General features: G+C 75.0%; 13 protein-coding genes. 6 read left to right on the top strand and 7 right to left on the bottom strand.

The genetic code is table 11. From position 1 onward, the window contains the following. Nucleotides 1–27: 27 nt before the first annotated feature. The 6 genes from AB0C87_RS00360 to AB0C87_RS00335 form a co-directional block, all read right to left on the bottom strand. Nucleotides 28–1,311, bottom strand: a complete 1,284-nt coding sequence (locus AB0C87_RS00360; protein WP_360358364.1) for a glycosyltransferase family 4 protein — start codon at nt 1,309–1,311, stop codon at nt 28–30. A 28-nt stretch (nt 1,312–1,339) separates the two neighbouring features. Further along, nucleotides 1,340–2,575, bottom strand: a complete 1,236-nt coding sequence (locus AB0C87_RS00355; protein ID WP_353835178.1) for a cytochrome P450 — start codon at nt 2,573–2,575, stop codon at nt 1,340–1,342. A 36-nt stretch (nt 2,576–2,611) separates the two neighbouring features. Beyond that, a complete protein-coding gene (locus tag AB0C87_RS00350) occupies nt 2,612–3,883 on the bottom strand; it encodes a cytochrome P450 (protein WP_345186382.1) in 1,272 nt (423 codons plus the stop codon). Between the two features lie 159 nt (nt 3,884–4,042). After that, nucleotides 4,043–6,910 (bottom strand): hypothetical protein, encoded by a 2,868-nt coding sequence (locus AB0C87_RS00345; RefSeq protein ID WP_360575822.1) that lies wholly within the window; start codon nt 6,908–6,910, stop codon nt 4,043–4,045. A 75-nt stretch (nt 6,911–6,985) separates the two neighbouring features. Next, a complete protein-coding gene (locus AB0C87_RS00340) occupies nt 6,986–7,975 on the bottom strand; it encodes an MBL fold metallo-hydrolase (RefSeq protein ID WP_345186389.1) in 990 nt (329 codons plus the stop codon). A gap of 98 nt (nt 7,976–8,073) precedes the next feature. Continuing rightward, a complete protein-coding gene (locus AB0C87_RS00335; RefSeq protein ID WP_360575820.1) occupies nt 8,074–9,234 on the bottom strand; it encodes a steroid 3-ketoacyl-CoA thiolase in 1,161 nt (386 codons plus the stop codon). 210 nt (nt 9,235–9,444) lie between these two features. Between AB0C87_RS00335 and AB0C87_RS00330 the strand changes: the two genes are divergently transcribed. Then, nucleotides 9,445–9,837, top strand: a complete 393-nt coding sequence (locus AB0C87_RS00330) for a hypothetical protein (protein ID WP_360575817.1) — start codon at nt 9,445–9,447, stop codon at nt 9,835–9,837. Between the two features lie 21 nt (nt 9,838–9,858). Here AB0C87_RS00330 and AB0C87_RS00325 read toward each other — a convergent pair whose 3' ends face one another. After that, entirely contained in the window at nt 9,859–11,034 is a 1,176-nt protein-coding gene (locus AB0C87_RS00325; protein WP_345184099.1) for a cytochrome P450, read from the bottom strand. A 199-nt stretch (nt 11,035–11,233) separates the two neighbouring features. Between AB0C87_RS00325 and AB0C87_RS00320 the strand changes: the two genes are divergently transcribed. The 5 genes from AB0C87_RS00320 to AB0C87_RS00300 are packed head-to-tail and all read left to right on the top strand — an operon-like array spanning nt 11,234 to nt 16,629. Next, nucleotides 11,234–12,235, top strand: coding sequence for a ketoacyl-ACP synthase III (locus AB0C87_RS00320; RefSeq protein ID WP_345183970.1), 1,002 nt, complete (start codon nt 11,234–11,236; stop codon nt 12,233–12,235). Between the two features lie 2 nt (nt 12,236–12,237). After that, nucleotides 12,238–13,038, top strand: a complete 801-nt coding sequence (locus tag AB0C87_RS00315; protein WP_345183972.1) for a glycosyltransferase family A protein — start codon at nt 12,238–12,240, stop codon at nt 13,036–13,038. Next, nucleotides 13,035–14,204 (top strand): cytochrome P450, encoded by a 1,170-nt coding sequence (locus tag AB0C87_RS00310; protein WP_345183975.1) that lies wholly within the window; start codon nt 13,035–13,037, stop codon nt 14,202–14,204. The genes AB0C87_RS00315 and AB0C87_RS00310 overlap by 4 nt, the downstream gene beginning before the upstream one ends. After that, nucleotides 14,201–15,706: an AMP-binding protein gene (locus AB0C87_RS00305; RefSeq protein ID WP_353834583.1), complete on the top strand. Its 1,506-nt coding sequence runs from the start codon at nt 14,201–14,203 to the stop codon at nt 15,704–15,706. The genes AB0C87_RS00310 and AB0C87_RS00305 overlap by 4 nt, the downstream gene beginning before the upstream one ends. Further along, a complete protein-coding gene (locus tag AB0C87_RS00300) occupies nt 15,703–16,629 on the top strand; it encodes an NAD(P)-dependent oxidoreductase (protein WP_360575814.1) in 927 nt (308 codons plus the stop codon). The genes AB0C87_RS00305 and AB0C87_RS00300 overlap by 4 nt, the downstream gene beginning before the upstream one ends. Nucleotides 16,630–16,672 lie beyond the last annotated feature (43 nt).

The raw sequence follows: 16,672 nt of genomic DNA, 5'->3' as shown, positions 1-16,672 counted from the left end.
ATCAGAGGGCGTCCGCGGGACGCTCCCTCACTTGCCCTTGCGCGCGGCTAGGCGCCGGTAGTTCTGCTGGGTGATGGCGGCCCGGTAGTGCTCCACGGTGGCCTGCGCCACGGCGGGCCAGGCGAACCGCTCCTGGACGCGCGCGAGGCCGGCGGCTCCCATCCGCGCACGCTCCTCGGGGGAGTCGTGCAGGCGGTGCAGGGTCGCGGCCAGTTCCTCCACGTCACCCGGCGCGACGAGGATCCCGGCGTCGCCCACGACCTCGGGCAGGGCGCCGGCGCGGCTCGCCACGAGCGGCGTCCCGGACGCCATGTGCTCGACGGCGGGCAGCGAGAACCCCTCGTAGCGCGACGGCACGACGGCGGTCTCCGCGGACGCCAGCAGCTCGCCCAGCTCGCCGTCGCTGATGCCGCTGACGAACCGGACCCGCTCGCCGAGCGCGAGCTCGCGCACGAGCCGCTCGGTCGGGCCGTCCTTCTGCGGCCGGCTGACCACGACCACGTGGACGTCGCGCTCGGTCGCGACCTTGGCGACCGCGCGCAGCAGCACGTCCACGCCCTTGATCGGCGCGTCGGCGCTGGCCATCGCCACGATCCGGCCGGGGACGCGCTCGCCGCGCGGGTGGAAGATCCGGGTGTCGACGCCGAGCGGCAGGATCTCGATGTCGCGCGGGTCGACCTTGAAGTCCTTGACGATGTCGACCTTGGAGGACTCCGACACCGTCAGCACGGGCCCGATGCGCCGCGAGACCTGCGACTGCATCCCGACGAACCCGTACCAGCGGCGCTTGCCGAGCTTCTGCTTGAGGCCGCGGGCGGCCTCGATCTCGATCCGCCGGTCGACGCTGATCGGGTGGTGGATGCTGGTCACCAGCGGCAGCCCCAGCCGGGAGATGCCGAGGTTGCCGACGCCGAGGACCTGGTTGTCGTGCACGACGTCGAAGTCGCGGCGGCGCTCGCGCAGCAGCCGCAGCGCGCGCAGGCTGAAGGTCAGCGGCTCGGGGAAGCCGCCGGTCTTCATGTGCGCGAACTCCAGGACGTCCAGCCAGTCGCGGAACTCGCCGAGGGCCGGGGTGCGGAACGGGTCCTCGTCCCGGTACAGGTCCAGGCTCGGCAGCTTGGTGAGGGTGATCTCCTCGCGGTCGAGCTCCGGGTACGGCTGGCCGGAGACGACCTCCACGGCGTGCCCGAGGTCGACCAGTTCCCGGGTCAGGTGCCGGAGGTAGACGCCCTGGCCGCCGCAGTGCGGCTTGCTGCGGTACGAGAGCAGGGCCACCCGCAGCGGACCGCTCGTCTCGCCTGCCTCACCCACGCCATCCCCTGCCCACGCACCACTCCCGTCAGTCGAGGGACGCCGGACGCACCCGTACCGGCATCTCCTTTACGCCGTTGATGAAACTAGACCTTAGCCTGCGAACGTTACCGTTGAGTTCAATATTGGGCATGGTGTCCAAGAGTGTTCCGAAGAGCACACTCAGCTCAAGCCGGGCGAGATGGGAGCCCAGGCAGAAGTGCGGTCCGCCGCCGCCGAAGCCCAGATGGGGGTTCGGGTCCCGGCCCACGTCGAAGCGGTACGGGTCGTCGAACACCGCCTCGTCGCGGTTGGCCGAGGAGTAGAACACCACGACCTTGTCGCCCTCGGCGATCGCCCGGCCGCCGATCTCGGTGTCCCGGACGGCCGTGCGCCGGAACATGTTGACCGGGGTGACCCAGCGGACGATCTCGTCCGCCGCCGTCCGGACCAGCGACGGGTCGGCCCTCATCCGCTCCCACTGCTCCGGGTGCTCCAGGAGCGCGAGCATGCCGCCGGAGGCCGCGTTCCGGGTCGTCTCGTTCCCGGCGACCGACAGCAGCAGCACGAACAGCTCGAACTCGTCCCCGGTCAGCACCTCGCCGTCGGCGTCCGGCTGGAGCAGCCGGGTGACGATGTCCTCGCGCGGGTTCTCCCTCCGGGCCGCCGCCAGCTCGTTGGCGTAGGCGTACAGCTCGGTCGCCGCCTGCTGGCCCTCCTCCGGCGTGCGCTGGAAGTCGGGGTCGTCGCCGCCGATCAGCGTGTTCGACCAGTGGAAGATCTTCTCCCGGTCCTCGGGCGGGGCGCCGAGCAGCTCGCAGATCACGTAGAGCGGCAGCGGCGCCGCCAGGTCGCGGACGAAGTCGGCCTCCGGCCCGCGCTCGGCGGTCTCGGCCACGAGGCGTCGGCAGATGTCCCGGATGTGCTGCTCCAGGGCGCCGATCGCGCGCGGGGTGAACCCCCGGTTGACGATGCTCCGCTTGCGCGAGTGCTCCGGCGGGTCCTGGTTGAGCATCATCATCCGCTGCAGGACGAGCTGGTCGTCCGGCGTCTCGTGGAACAGCGCCAGCCGCTGCCACGACGAGAAGAGCTCCGGGTGCCGCGAGACGTGCACGACGTCCTCGTGCCGGGTGACCGCCCAGAACGGCGGGTGGCCGAGGGCCGGGTCGCCGTGGTGGCGGTACACCGGCTCGTGCTCGCGCAGCCATGCCAGCTGCCCGTGCGGGACGCCGCTGTGCTCGTACGCGCCGGGGTCGACCAGTTCGATGTCGGGGGTGGTGGTCATCGCCTCGAACCTCCTCGTCCGGAGTGATGGGCGCCGTCAACCTCCCAGCGGGGCCGATGGCGTGAAACGCACCGGGATCTCCTTGTAGCCGTTGACGAAGTTGGACCGCAGGCGCCGCGGCTCGCCCGCGAGCCGGATGTCGGGCATGCGCTCCAGGATCGTCTCGAAGATGATCCGCAGGTTCATGCGCGCGAGGTGCGTGCCGAGGCAGTAGTGCGGGCCGCCGCCGCCGAAGCCGATGTGGGGGTTCGGGTCGCGCGCCACGTCGAAGGCGAACGGGTTGTCGAAGGCGCGCTCGTCGCGGTTCGCGGAGCCGTAGAACATCACGACCTTGTCGCCGGCCTTGATCTGCTTGCCGCCGATCTCGGTGTCGACCAGGGCCGTCCGGCGGAACTGGTTGATCGGGCTGACCCAGCGGACGATCTCCTCGACCGCCGTCGGCAGCAGGCTCCGGTCCTCCCGCAGCCGGGCCCACTGGTCCGGCCGCTCGAAGAAGGCGATCATGCCGCCCGCGGTGGCGGTCCGGGTGGTCTCGTTGCCCGCGATCGACAGCATGATCACGAACAGCTGGAACTCCTCCAGGCTGATCCGGTTGCCGTCGGCGTCGGGCGTCAGCAGCTTGGTCACGATGTCGTCGCGCGGCGTGGACTCGCGCGCGGCGGCGAGCTGCCCGCCCCACTCGGCGAACTCGGCGGCGCACAGGGTCGACTCCTCGCGGCCCCCGATGAACTCGGGGTCGTTGAACGCGACGAGCTTGTTCGACCAGTGGAAGATCTTCTCCCGGTCCTCCATCGGGGCGCCGAGCAGCTCGCAGATCGTGTAGAGCGGCAGCGGCGCGGCGAACCGCTCGACGAAGTCGCACTCGCCGAGCGGCGCCGCCTCGTCGATCAGCTCGTTGCAGATCTTGCGGATGTGCCCCTCCAGCCGCCCGATCATCCGCGGGGTGAAGCCCTTGTTGACCATGGAGCGCAGCCGGGTGTGGTCCGGCGGGTCCTGGAAGAGCATCATCTGCCCGTACATGGCGATGTCGTCGCTGGAGAACTCCTCGAACATCGAGGTGCGCTCGTGCGAGGAGTACGGGTCGGCGCGCCGCGACACCGACACCACGTCCTCGTGCCGCGTGATGGCCCAGAAGCCCGGCACCCCGTCGTTCGGATCCGGGTGCCAGTGGACGGGGTCGTTGTCGCGCAGCCACTGGAACTGGCGGTGCGGGATCCCCCCGCGCTCGTAGACGCCCGGATCGATGATGTCGATCTCGGGTGCCCGGAAGGGCCGGGCGGCGGAGAGGGGGGACGTCGCGAGTGCCATGGAGGATCCTTCGTGCCGGGGTGGAGACCACACGAGGCGAGCAGGCCACAGTGAGCGCTTGCTTGCTGCACTTACCTAGAACAGGTTCTAACATGAGACTCCAGTCTCATCAAGAGTCCCGCCGGTGAGAGTGATCTGCGTCGCACCCGGAACGGAGGATCACAGCCCCAGTTCGCGCCCCCCGGCGTCCCACCACGCGACGGCCGCGTCCACGTCCAGGCCCGTGACCCAGAGGTCCTCCGGGTTCGCGGGCATCAGGGGCTGCCGTAGCGCCTCGTCGCGCTGCCACGACCAGGTGTCCCGGGCGTGCTCGCCCGTCTCGGGATCGGCGTAGAGCGCGGCGACGTCCGCGGGGAGCCGGGCCAGTTCCTTCTCGCGCCCGACCGTGAACGGGTAGCCGTAGGCGGCGGACGCGGCCGCGGAGACCGGCAGCCCCGTGCCCTCGGCCAGGCGCCGCACGGCCGCCACGTCGTAGGGGGCCGGGCCCCGCTCGTCCAGCAGGCGCAGGTACCGCGCGATGCGGTCCGCCCCGCCCCAGCCCTGCGGCTTGGGCGGATTCCGGTGGTGCCAGCCGGGGAAGGTGAAGTCGCGGAAGACGCCGTCCGGCGAGTACTCGACGGCGTAGGACTCCTTGTGCGGACGGGCCTGCCAGGAGAGCACCACCATCGCGCCGTTCGGCGTCCGCCAGATCTGCCCCTCGGGGTCCTGCGTGGCCTGCGCGCCGAACCACAGCCGCCGCCACCGGCCGCTGCCGTCGCCCCAGGGCGTGCCGCCCCACGCGCCCAGCAGGTCCGCGGCCTTGGCCCGCTGGTACGCGGCCCGCCACGGCAGCGCGGCCAGCAGGGCCTCTCCGCCGAGCGTCCCGAACGCGAAGTACACGCCCCGCGCGCCGGTGGGCAGGTCGATGCGGCCGAGCGGATGGGGCGTGTCGTAGGCGGGCCCGGTCTCGGCGGCCTCCACGAGGACCTCGGCGAGGTACCGGACGGCCGGCCGGCGGTAGCCCAGCCGCCCGGCCCGCAGGCCGCCGACGGGGCGGATCCGCTCCGGCAGGCCCTCCGGCGGGGCCAGGCGGAGCGCGTCCCGCACGCGGAGCACGTCGAGCAGGCACGCGGCGGCCCGCACCACCAGCTCCGCCACGCCTTCCAGCAGCCGGGCGTCGGTGATTCCGGGGAGGACGCGGCCGAGCTCGGCGTCCAGCTCCCGCCGGTGGACGAGGGCGGCGTCCACCAGGCGGACCGCGCCGTCGCGGGTGAGGCCGCGCAGCGCCGCCGAGCCCTCGGGGTCCACGGCCGGCAGGTGGGGCCAGAAGCCGGGCGGGGGCATGACCGCGTCGCCGCGCTGGGCCGGGGAGTACCGGATCCTGAGGGTCGTCCGGCCCGCGCCGTCGACCAGGCGCAGGAGCCCCCAGTCCAGGATGACCTGCGTCGGCGCGGTCGCGCCCGGGAACGTCAGGGCGACCGCCGCGGGGCTCCGCGGCCACCGCCACTGCCCGTCGGCGGGCACCTCCAGCCGTCCGGGGTCGGGTGCGCGGTAGGTCTCCGCGCGGTTCCCGTTCAGCCGCGAGACGTAGCAGTCGGCGCCGTCGTACCACGGGTAGGTGCCGGTGCTGTGGGGGAGGTCGGCGCGATGGACCGGCCCGGCGGGCCCGAGGACCTCGACGCGCTTTCCCGCGACGCCGAGCGTGAGCAGATCGTCGTGCAGGACGACGGTGACGGGCGAGCCCTCGACGGCCGGGAACCGCAGTTCCTCGGGGAGCCCGGCCCGCAGCGCGCGCCACAGCGCGCCGACCGGATCGGTGATCTCCAGGCCGGCCAGGGCTCCGGCGGCCGGGGTTCCGGCCGCGGCCTCCGCCAGCGGCGCCAGCCGGGGCAGCGCGACCTCCAGGCCGAGGAGGTCGCCCGCCGCGCCCTCCTCCCGCCACCGCGCGACGTCCTCGGAGAGGGCGCGGCGGACCGTCCCCCGCGCCCACAGCGCCCGCATCAGGGACGGGTAGTCGACGTTGTCGTACCGGCCGAGCTCCCGCACGCAGGCGTCCAGCCGCTCCCGCGCGTTCGGGGCGCCTTCGTCGAACTGCGCGAGGAACCGGGGGAGGGCGTCGTCCTCGCCGGTCCAGTGCGGAGCCTGGACCTTCGTGCGGGTGAAGGCGAGGGGGTCTGGTGCGGGACGTCCGACGACCGGGTCGGCGGCCGGGTCGAACCACCGGCCCGGCGCGGGGAACAGCCGGTCGCCCGCGTCCGCGGCCAGGCGCATCAGCTCGCTCGCGGGCTGCGGTCCGGCGGCGGCGAACCAGTCACGCGGCAGCCGCCGCCCGGCCCCGACCAGCCCGAGCAGCAGCAGCCAGCGGCGGTGGTGTTCGGCGCGCGGACCGGGATCGGCGTACAACTCGCCGTCGGGCCCCGCCCCGATCAGCAGGTCGAGCAGCTCGGGCGTCTCCGCGAGGCGCCGCAGCGCCGCGTCCAGGGCCTCCCACAGCGGCAGCGGCGCCCGGGGCAGCAGCCCTCCGCGCAGCAGCCGCTCGGCGACGAAGTCGGTCTCGTCCGCCTCGCCCACGCCCGCCGCCCGCGCCACCGGAAGCAGGTCCGCGACGACGTTCGGGTACGGGACGACGCCCGCGTCGAAGAATGCGCACACCGCCTCCCGCGCCCAGGCGTGGGCCGCCGCCGCGTCGTCGTGCCGCGCGAGCCGCTTCAGATGGCCGTGCAGCGCCGACGCGGTGACCGCGCCCAGGGGGACCAGCTCCACCAGCACCCGCTGCGCCCGGGCCGTGTCGGGCGCCAGGTCGAGCAGCCGCGCGTTCGCCTCCTCGGCCTCGCCGGACCTGCCCAGGTAGAACGCGGCCTGCTCGGCGTGGCCCGCTCGCGCGAACGCCAGCGCCGCGGCCGAGAAGTAGTCCGGCAGGGAGGCCGCGGGCTGCCGCCCGCCGGTCCGCAGGACACGCGCGCGTGCCTCCTCCGGCTCGTCCGCCGCGAGCGCCACCGCGCCGCGCAGCTCGTCCTCGTCCTCGTCCTGCCCCGGCATCGCCCGCATCCGCCCATCCCCTCCCGAGATCATCGGCGGGCAGACTAACGTCCCCGGACGACACCGGGCGGCGGATCGGGGACGTCAGCGCAGCACGTACCGGAGGGGGTCGTCGGCGCCGTCGCGGCGGGCCACGCCGCGGGTCTCCAGGGTGCGCAGATGGGCGGCGGCCTCGGCGGCGGCCATGCGGCGGGCCTGCTGGGCCATCTCGGACCACGGGTGCCGCCAGGTGAGGCCGGCGGTGAGGTCCCACAGCGTGACGGGGCGCGGCGACAGCAGCGCCGCCACCTCCGCGAGCCGCTCCTCGTGGTGGGCGATGATCTCGCGGGCGCGGTCCCCGAGCCCGCGGAAGCGGTGCTGGTGGGCGGGCAGGACCTCGGCCACGGCCATGGCGGAGACCTTGTCGAGCGAGCCGAGGAAGTCGCTCAGCGGGTCCACGTCCGGGGTGTCGTAGGGGTAGAGGCCGATGTGCGGGGTGATGCGCGGCAGGACGTGGTCGCCGGTGAAGATGCGGTCGCCGTCCTCCAGATGCAGGCAGATGTGGCCGGGCGTGTGCCCGGGGGTCCAGACGGCCTGGAGCCGGCGGCCGGGGACGTCCACCAGGTCGCCGTCGGACAGCTCGCGGTCGGGGATCGCGGGCGGCGAGACGCGGGTCTGCTGGGTCGGCCCGGTCAGATCCGACTCGGCCGCGCCCGCGCGGCGCAGCGCGGTGAGCTCGAACGAGCGGCGCCCGCCCTGGCCGACCTCGTTGAACAGCCGGACGATCCCGGCGTCGGAGTGGTGCATGGCGATCCACGCGCCGGACGTCTCGCGGACGCGCCCGGCGAGGCCCGCGTGGTCGGGGTGGAAGTGCGTGACGACCACGCCGTACACGTCGGCGACGTCGATCCCGAACGTGCCGAGCCCGTCGCGCAGGGCCGTCCAGGCGTCCTCGTGCTGCCAGCCCGCGTCGATCAGGACGGGGCCCCGGGGACTCTCCACCGCGTACACCAGCGTGTACGACAGGGGGTTGTTCGGGATGGGGACGGGGACGCTCCACAGCCCGCCGCCGAGGTCCTCAGGTTCCGGCTGCACCGAGACCGCCTTTCGCGCCTGTCATGGTTCGAAGGCCCCGGCCGCGGCGGCCGGGGCCCTGAGTCCTGCCCTGTCCTGCTCTCCGGGATGCCTGCCGGTCAGATCCGTTCGAGGATCGTCGCGGTGGACAGGGCGCCGCCCGCGCACATCGTGACCAGGGCGGTCCCGGCGTCGCGGCGCTCCAGCTCGTGCAGCGCGGTGGTGATCAGCCGCGCGCCGGTGGCGCCCACGGGGTGGCCGAGGGCGATGGCGCCGCCGTTGACGTTGACCCGGTCCATGTCCGGCTCGTGGACGGACGCCCAGGACAGCACGATCGACGCGAACGCCTCGTTGATCTCGGTGATGTCGATGTCGCCCATGGTCATGCCGGAGCGCCGCAGGACCCGCTCGGTCGACTGCACGGGGCCGTCGAGGTGGTAGTACGGCTCGCCGCCGACGAGGGCCTGCGTGCGGATGCGGGCGCGCGGGCGCAGGCCGAGGGCCCGGGCCCTGTCCTCCGACATCAGCAGGACGGCGGCGGCGCCGTCGGAGATCTGGGACGAGGTGCCCGCCGTGTGCAGGCCCTCGGGACCGAGGACCGGCTTGAGCCTGGCGAGCCCGTCGGCGGTCGTCTCGCGCAGGCCCTGGTCGCGGGTGACCTCGCGCGTCTCGCCGGTGACGCCGCCCTCGGCGTCCAGGACGGGCGCGGTGATCGGGGCGATCTCGCGGTCGAAGCGGCCGTCCGCCCACGCCTTGGCGGCCAGCTGCTGGGAGCGGGCGCCGAACGCGTCGAGGTCGGCGCGGGTGATGCCGCGGCGGGCGGCGATCCGCTCGGCGGCCTCGAACTGGTTCGGCATGTCGAGCGACCAGTCGTCGGGCCGCGGGTTGGCGGGCATGACGTTGCTGCCGAGCGGGGCGCGGCTCATCACCTCGACGCCGCAGCCGATCGCGACGTCCACGACCCCGGCGGCGATCTGGGACGCGGCCAGGTGGACGCCCTGCTGGGAGGAGCCGCACTGGGCGTCGATGGTGGTGACGCCCGCCTGCCACGGAAGGCCGGCGTACAGCCAGGAGTAGCGGCCGACGTGCCCGCCCTGCTCGCCGGCCTGCGTGACGCAGCCCGCGAAGACCTGCTCCACCTCGGCGGCGTCGATGCCGGAGCGCTCGACGGCGGCGTTCAGGGCGTGCGCGAGGACGGCCATCGGCTTCAGGCCCGCGAGCCATCCGCCACGCTTGCCGAGCGGCGTGCGCACCGCCTCGACGATCACCGGGGTACCCATGCGGTCTCCTTCTAGAACGCGATTCGCCTCCGAATGTAACGTGTTCTAACTTTGCCGGGGAAGGCCGGTCCCGGTGAGAGGGATCCGGCGCCGCACGGCACCCGGCGCCGCACCGGTCCCCACGCCGCCGCGCCGGTGGTCGCCCGGCGGGGGCGTCGGCGGCGTCTACTAGCCTGGGCGCACGACGATCCCCCCGCGCCGGAGAGTCCCATGGCCGCAGATTTCGACGAGCCCGTGTTCGACGAGGACTTCGTCAGGAGCGCCGTCTTCACCGAGCCGTCCGCACGTGAGCGCGCCCGTCCCCCGTCCCGGCGCGAGCGGCGCCGGTCGCGGCGGGCCGCCGGCGGGCGCTTCGCGCTGCGCCGCCGCGGCCGCGAGCCGAGCCCCCGGGCGGCGGTGCTCCAGGTGGTCGGCGGCGTGCTGGTGCTGCTCGCGATCTCCTTCGCGCTCTGGTGGTGGAACTCCGCCCCCCGCGACGAGCGGCCGGCGCGGCCGGTCGGTCCGACGATCACGCATTCCCCGGCGCCCGCCCCGACCCCGACGGCCCCGACCCCGAACGCCCCGGGGAAGCAGGCCCCGCCGACCGAGATCCCCGAGGTCTAGCGTTCCGGAGCGGCGCCGGCCCTAGGCGGACCGCACGCGCAGCTCGGCGTACGACGGGACGAGGACGCGGCGGGCCGGGCGGCGGGAGGCGACCCGGTACGGGCGGCCGGAGGCCAGCAGCGTCTCCAGCATCCGGGCCACCTGGACGCGCGCGACGGCGGCGCCGAGGCACAGGTGCCGCCCGCCGCCGAACCACAGCTGCCGCGTCTCGGGCACGTACGCGCGGCGGACGTCGAACGGCCCGGCGGCGCCCGTCGCCCGGTAGGTCAGCAGCAGGACCCGGTCGCCCGCGCGGAGCCGCCGCCCGCCGAGCGCGGCGTCCCGGGAGACGTGCCGCCCGATCACTGGCGCGGGGGCCGCGACGCGCAGGCCCTCGCGCACCGCGTTGTCCATGAGGGACGGGTCGTCGAGCAGCGCCCGCTGCCCTCCGGTGTCGTGCAGCAGGGCCGCGGTGCGGACGGTCCCGGACGCCCCGGTCTCCGTCCCGGCGATCACCAGCAGGGTCGCCAGGCCGCGGGCGAGCGGCAGGCCGAGGCCCATCTCGCGGCAGCGGCCGAGGAGGGTGTCCGGCCCCGCCGTCCGGTAGGCGTGCGGGACGCCCGTGGTGATCTCGTCCACGACGGCGCGGGCCCGCGCGACGACCGCCGGGTCCAGGCCGGTGGACGCGGTCGTGCCGAGCGCCAGCCGGGCGAGCCGCTCCCCGGAGGCGAAGAGCGCGCGGTAGGCGGCGTCGGCCCGGTCCGCGGGCAGGCCCAGCAGGTCGGCGACCATGCGTCCGGCCAGGACGCGGGCCGCGTCGGCGACGTCGACGGCGGCTCCGGCGGCGAGGCGGGCGGCGAGCGCGGCGTGGGTCCGGCCCTGGGAACGCTCCACCAGGGTCCGCGCGGCGTCCTCGGTGAACAGGTCCCGGGCGCGGGTGCGGACCTCGGTGTGCGTCGCCCCGCCGAAGAACCGCCCCATCTCGTCCCCGAAGAGCTGCGTCCAGAGGTGGCCGACGCCGCCCTCGCCGTTCATGCCGAAGCGGGCGTGGTCGTTGAGGACCTGCCGCGCGAGGACGGGGTCGGTCACCACCCACCCGAGCCTCGGCACGCGGGTGATGGGGCCGGTGTGGCGCGCCGCCTCCAGGAGGGCGTACAGGCCGGGGTTCGCCGTCCACAGCAGCCGTGCCTCGTACCGCGCCGCCCGGTCGGTCCTCATGCTGGTCACCCGCCGATTCTGGCGGGCGGGGAACCCGGAGGGAAACGCGGTATCCCTCAAACCGGGCTAAGTGGCAGTACTCACGACGTACCGGGTACAACGCCCGGTCCGGGATGCGTAGGGTTCCTCTGACCGGGAGCGCCCGCGGTCGGCGAGGCTGGCCGGACACCGAGCACGAGGAACCGGGGGACCCGATCCCATGAGAGCCCGCATCACCGCCGCCGCCGCGCACCTGCCGGACCGGACGGTCAGCAGCGCCGAGGTCGAGGCCCGCGTCGCGGCCGAGAGCGCCGGGTACCGGCCGCACCCCACGATCGTGGAGCGGATGACCGGCATCCGCGCCCGGCACGTCATGCGCGATGACGAGCAGGCGTCCGACCTCGCCGTCGCCGCGGCCCGCCGTGCCCTCGCCGACCGCGCGGTCGAGCCGGAGCGACTGGACCTGCTGGTCTTCGGGTCGGCGTCGCAGGACCTCGTGGAGCCCGCGACCGCGCACATCGTCGCCGCCAAGCTCGGCGCGACCTGCCCCGTCTTCGACGTCAAGAACGCCTGCAACAGCTTCCTCAACGGCCTCCAGATGGCCGACGCGCTGATCCGCACCGGGCAGCACGAGCGCGTCCTGGTCTGCACGGGCGAGAGCCCGTCCCGCGCGATCCGCTGGAACGTGCGCGACCGCGCGCAGTTCGTGGACGCGTTCGCCGGCTACACCCTCTCCGACGGCGGCGCCGCGATGCTCGTCGAGGCCGCCCCGGACGGCGGGATCTTCTACCGCGACTTCGCCGCCGTCTCCGCCGCGTGGGAGGTCGGGACGCTCCCGGGCGGCGGCTCGATGCACCCGCGCGACCCCGAGTTCGGCTACTTCAGCGGGGACGGGCGGCGGCTGAAGGACGCCTTCCTGGCGACCGGTCCGGAGATCTTCACCACCGCGCTCACCAAGACCGGGCTGACCTGGGACGACTTCGCGGTCGTCGGCGTCCACCAGGTCACGCTGCCGTACCTGGAGACGCTGCGCGCGATCCTCGGCATCCCGCCCGACCGGCTCGTCGTCACGCTGCCCGACCACGGCAACGTCGCGTCCGCGAGCCTCCCGCTGCAGATCGCCACCGCGCTCGCCGAGGGGCGCTGCGGGCCCGGCGACAGGATCGCGCTGATCGGGCTCGCCGGCGGCGTCAGCCTCGGCGTCGTGTTCGCGGAGCTCTGACGATGAACCAGCCCGGACCCGCGGAGCCGATGAATCTGTGGATCGTCATCCCCGCCTACAACGAGGAGAGCTCGATCGGCGCGACGCTGCGCCGCCTCGCCGCGCAGACCGACACCGGTTTCACGCTCGTCGTGGTCGACAACGGCAGCACGGACGCGACCGCCACCGCCGTCAAGGAGTTCGCCGCCGGCACGGAGGCGTTCGACGTCCGGATCGTCCACGAGCCGGAGAAGGGGACGGGCGCCGCGGCCGACACCGGCGTCCGCCACGCGATCGGCGCGGGCGCCACGCACGTCGCCCGCACCGACGCCGACTGCCTGCCCCACCGCGGCTGGGTCGCGGCGGTGAAGCGGGCGTTCGCCGAGGGCCTGGAGATGGTGTCCGGACCGCTGCTGCCGCGCACCGACGAGTTCCCGCTGAAGTTCTGGGAGCGCCGCCTGCTGCCCGCCGTCATCGACCTCGCCGCCCTGTTCGGGCGGTTCCGTCCCGGCAACCAGGACCCGCTGTACCTCGGGCCGTACGTGATGATGCCGGGCTGCAACCTCGCGATCACCGCCGACCTGTACGCGCGGGCGGGCGGCTTCCCCCGCACCCGCATCGAGGACGTCCACGAGGACCGCGCGCTGGTCAACCGCGTCCGCTACGTGACCGACGCCTACGGGCTGCGCAGGGACGTCGTCGTCTACGGGTCCGTCCGCCGGCTCCGCGCCTTCGGGCTCGTCAGAACGCTCGGCTGGTACGCCGACCACCGCTACCGCCCCGCCGTCGTGGACATCCGGCTGAGCGCGGGGGACGGCCGGTGAACTGGGAGACGCGGCTCTACCTGGCCGCCCATCCGGTCGCCTACCCCCTGCTGCGCGGCGTCGCGCGGCGCGGGCCGGTCGTGCGCGTGCCCGGGGTCGGGGTGGTCGTGAACGACTCCGCCCTGGCCCGCGAGGTCCTCATGGACGGCGAGACGTTCCGCAAGGACGGCCCCGGCTCGCCCGGCGAGCTGTGGACGCCCGTCCTCGGGCCGTCCGTCCTGCTCAACATGGAGGGCGACGCCCATCGCGCCCTCCGCCGCCGCCTGACCGACCTGTTCACCCCCTCCTACACCGAGGCGCTGTGCGCCCGCGTGCTGGCCGAGCCGCTGGCCGCGCTGTCGGACCGCCTGCGCCGCGGCGCGGCCGTCGACCTCGTGGACGCGGCGCGCGTCATGGCCGGAACCGTGATCGGCGAGGTGATCGGGCTCGAAGGCGGCACCGAGGCCGCCTACCGGGACCTGTTCGACGAGGGAGAGAAGATCGTGTCGATGGTGTCGCTGCGCACGCGGCGGCTCTCCCCGTCCCAGGCCCGCCGCGCCCGCGCGGTGCTCGACCCGCTCGGCGACATCGCGGCGAAGTCCTACCTGGCGGGGGACGAGTCCACCGTCATGGGGCGGATGCGGGCCCTCGGCCTGTCGCGGGACGAGGCGCGCGGCGCCGCCGGCGCGTTCTTCCTGACCGGCACCGAGACCGTCGCCACGCTGCTGCCGCGTCTGATCGCCCTGCTCGCCGACCACGGGCAGCTCGACCGCGTCGCCGGCGACCCCGCTCTCTTGGACCGCGCCGTGGAGGAGGCGATGCGGGTCGCGACGCCGACGCCCGTCATGCTGCGCAGCGTGCACCGCCCGGCCGTGGTCGGGGGCGCGGCGGTCCGCCCCGGCGACCGGGTGCTGATCGCCACGCACAACTGCTGCCGCGCCCACGGCCCGTTCGACCTGGACCGGCCGCACCCGCCCGAGCTGCGCCGCCTGTGGTTCGGCGCCGGGCCGCACTTCTGCATCGGGTATCCGCTGGCCATGGCGCAGATCCGGCTGGTCGCCCGGACGCTGCTCGCCGCCGCGCCGCTCACGGTCACGCGCCGCGCCGCCGCCCGGAACGTGCTGATCCCGACGTACCGCCACCTGGCCGTCCGGTCCGGGCGCTCCCCGGAAGGGAGGGCGGCATGACGCTCGTCCGGCGGCTTCTCGACCAGGCGGCGCGGACCCCGTCCGCCGTCGCCCTGATCTCCGGGGACGGCGCGGAGCTCACCTACGGCGACCTGCGGCGGCAGGTGCTCGCCGTCCGGCACGGGCTGCTGTCCGGCGGGCTCGCCCCGGGCGACGGCGTGCTGTTCTCGGTGCGCCCCTCGCCGGAGTCGCTCGTCCTCGCGCTGGGCGTGGTCGCGGCCGGGGGAGTCGTGGTGTTCGCCGACCCGGGGGCCGGGCCGGAGATGTTCACCGCGCGGCTGCGGCTGGCCCGTCCCCGCTGGTCGGCGGCCGAGTCGGTGCTGTACGCGGGCAGCAGGCTCCGGCCCGTCAGGGCGTACGCGCGGCGGCGCGGGCTGCTCCTGCCGAACCTCGCCGACCTGCAGATCCCGGGCGAGGGCCCGATGCGGCACCTCCACGTGGGCCGCCGCCTGCCGGGCGTGCCCCGGGGGGCGCTGTCCTTCGCGCGCCTGGCTGGGGGCGAGGCCCCCGAGCCCGACCGCGAGGCCGACCCGGACGCGCCCGCCGCCGTCATCTTCACGTCGGGGACGACGGCGGACCCCCGCGCGGTCGTCCACACGCAGGCGTCGCTGGCGGCGGCGCTCGACCTTTTCCGGTCCCGGCTGCCCCTCGGGCCGGGGGACGTCGTCCACACCGACCAGCTCATGCTCGGCCTGCCGACGCTCATCGCGGGCGCCCGCTGGTCGATGCCGCCGCTCTTCTGCGCCCCGGCCGACTTCGCGCGGCTGATGCGGGAGCGGCGGGCCACGCACACGTTCTGCGTCCCGGTCCACCTGGCCGAGATCCTGGACGCGTGCCGCGAGCTGCCGCCGTCCGTCCGGTACGTGCTGCTCGGCGCGGCGCCCGCGCCCCCGGCCGTGCTCCGGCAGGCGGTCGAGGCGGCCCCCGCCGCGGAGGTCCTGTCGGTGTACGCGATGACGGAGATCCTGCCCGTGGCGATCGCGTCGGCGCGGGAGAAGCTCGCGCACGACGGGCCCGGCGACCTGCTCGGCGCGCCGCTGCCCGGGGTCGGGGCCCGGCTCGGCGCCGACGGGGAGCTGCTGCTGTCCGGCCCCAACCTGTGCCGCGGCTACCTCGGCGCGGACCCCGTCGCGGAGCTGCCGACCGGCGACCTCGCGCGGCTGGACGGCGGCCGCCTCGTCCTGACCGGCCGCAAGAAGGACATGCTGATCCGCGGGAAGTTCAACCTCTACCCCGGCCTGTACGAACCGTCGATCGCCGCGCTGCCCGGCGTGGCCGAGGCCGCCATCGTGGGCGTGCCGGACCCGCGGACCGGGGACGAGGAGGTCGTCCTCGCGGTGGTCGGCCCCCGCGACCTGCCCGACCGGCTGCGCCGGACCCTTCCGGACGTCATCGACCACGACGCCCTCCCGGACCGCATCGTCGTCCTGGATGAGCTGCCCCGGTCGGGGCGCACCCGCAAGCTCGACCGGGACCGGCTCCGCGAACTGGTGGCGCCGTGAGGATCGCGGTGACCGGGGCGTCCGGGTTCGTCGGCGGCGCGGTGTGCCGGGCGCTCGCGTCCGCGGGGACCGCCGTGCTCGCGTTCGGCCGCCGCCCGGCGGTGAACGCCGCCCACGTGGGCGGCGCGCCCTACCGGGCCTGGGACCTGACGCGGGGCCCGCTTCCGGACGCGCCCGCAGTGGACGCGGTCGTCCACTGCGCGGGCAGCGTCACCGACTGGGGGCCCGCCGCCGCCCTCTTCGCCGCCAACCTGACCGGCACGCGCAACGCCCTGGCGAGCTTCCCGGGTGCGCGGTTCGTGCACGTCAGCACGGCCAGCGTGTACGACCCGTTCGTGCCGAGCTCCATGGCGCGCGAGCACGAGGCCCCGGTGCGCCGCTACATGAACGCCTACGGCGCCTCCAAGGCCGCCGCCGAACGGGCCGCCGCGGGCGTCGGCGCGATCATCCTGCGCCCCCACGCGGTCTACGGGCCCGGCGACACGACGCTCCTGCCGCGCGTCCTGTCGGCCGTGCGGGGCCCGGTCCTGCCCGCCGTCGGGACGGGCCGCCAGCGCGTCAGCCTGACCTCGGTCGGGAACCTCGTCCAGGCCTGCGTGCTGGCCGCGACCGGACCCTCGGCCTCTGGCGTCTTCAACGTCGCCGACGCGGAGCCGGTCGCGATCGACGACGCCTTCCGCGCGATCCTGCGGGAGCGCGGCGTGCGGGCGCGCCCGGTGTACGTCCCGGCCCGCGCCGCCCGCCCGCTGGCCGCCGTTGCCGAGGGGGCGTTCCTGCTGGCCCGCCGCCCGGAACCGCCGCGCCTCACCCGCTACGCGATCAGCCATCTCGCCCTGGAGCGCACCTTCGACACCACCGCCGCCCGCGAGGCCCTCGGCTACGACCCGGCCCCGACGTCCTTCGCCGGGGCCGCCGGCTGGTGAGCGTCAACCCAAGGTTGACGATCGAGGATCGTCAACCTATGGT

It is taken from the genome of Actinomadura sp. NPDC048021, from assembly GCF_040653135.1.
Taxonomy (GTDB): Bacteria; Actinomycetota; Actinomycetes; order Streptosporangiales; family Streptosporangiaceae; genus Spirillospora; species Spirillospora verrucosospora.
This window is presented reverse-complemented; position numbering and strand designations above follow the sequence as displayed.

What these genes read in the sequence shown, in the direction of transcription:
- AB0C87_RS00355 (WP_353835178.1), bottom strand. Translation starts at nt 2,575, where the DNA reads ATGACCACCACCCCCGACATCGAACTGGTCGACCCCGGCGCGTACGAG.
- AB0C87_RS00335 (WP_360575820.1), bottom strand. Translation starts at nt 9,234, where the DNA reads ATGGGTACCCCGGTGATCGTCGAGGCGGTGCGCACGCCGCTCGGCAAG.
- AB0C87_RS00330 (WP_360575817.1), top strand. Translation starts at nt 9,445, where the DNA reads ATGGCCGCAGATTTCGACGAGCCCGTGTTCGACGAGGACTTCGTCAGG.
- AB0C87_RS00325 (WP_345184099.1), bottom strand. Translation starts at nt 11,034, where the DNA reads ATGAGGACCGACCGGGCGGCGCGGTACGAGGCACGGCTGCTGTGGACG.
- AB0C87_RS00315 (WP_345183972.1), top strand. Translation starts at nt 12,238, where the DNA reads ATGAACCAGCCCGGACCCGCGGAGCCGATGAATCTGTGGATCGTCATC.
- AB0C87_RS00350 (WP_345186382.1), bottom strand. Translation starts at nt 3,883, where the DNA reads ATGGCACTCGCGACGTCCCCCCTCTCCGCCGCCCGGCCCTTCCGGGCA.
- AB0C87_RS00320 (WP_345183970.1), top strand. Translation starts at nt 11,234, where the DNA reads ATGAGAGCCCGCATCACCGCCGCCGCCGCGCACCTGCCGGACCGGACG.
- AB0C87_RS00345 (WP_360575822.1), bottom strand. Translation starts at nt 6,910, where the DNA reads ATGCGGGCGATGCCGGGGCAGGACGAGGACGAGGACGAGCTGCGCGGC.
- AB0C87_RS00305 (WP_353834583.1), top strand. Translation starts at nt 14,201, where the DNA reads ATGACGCTCGTCCGGCGGCTTCTCGACCAGGCGGCGCGGACCCCGTCC.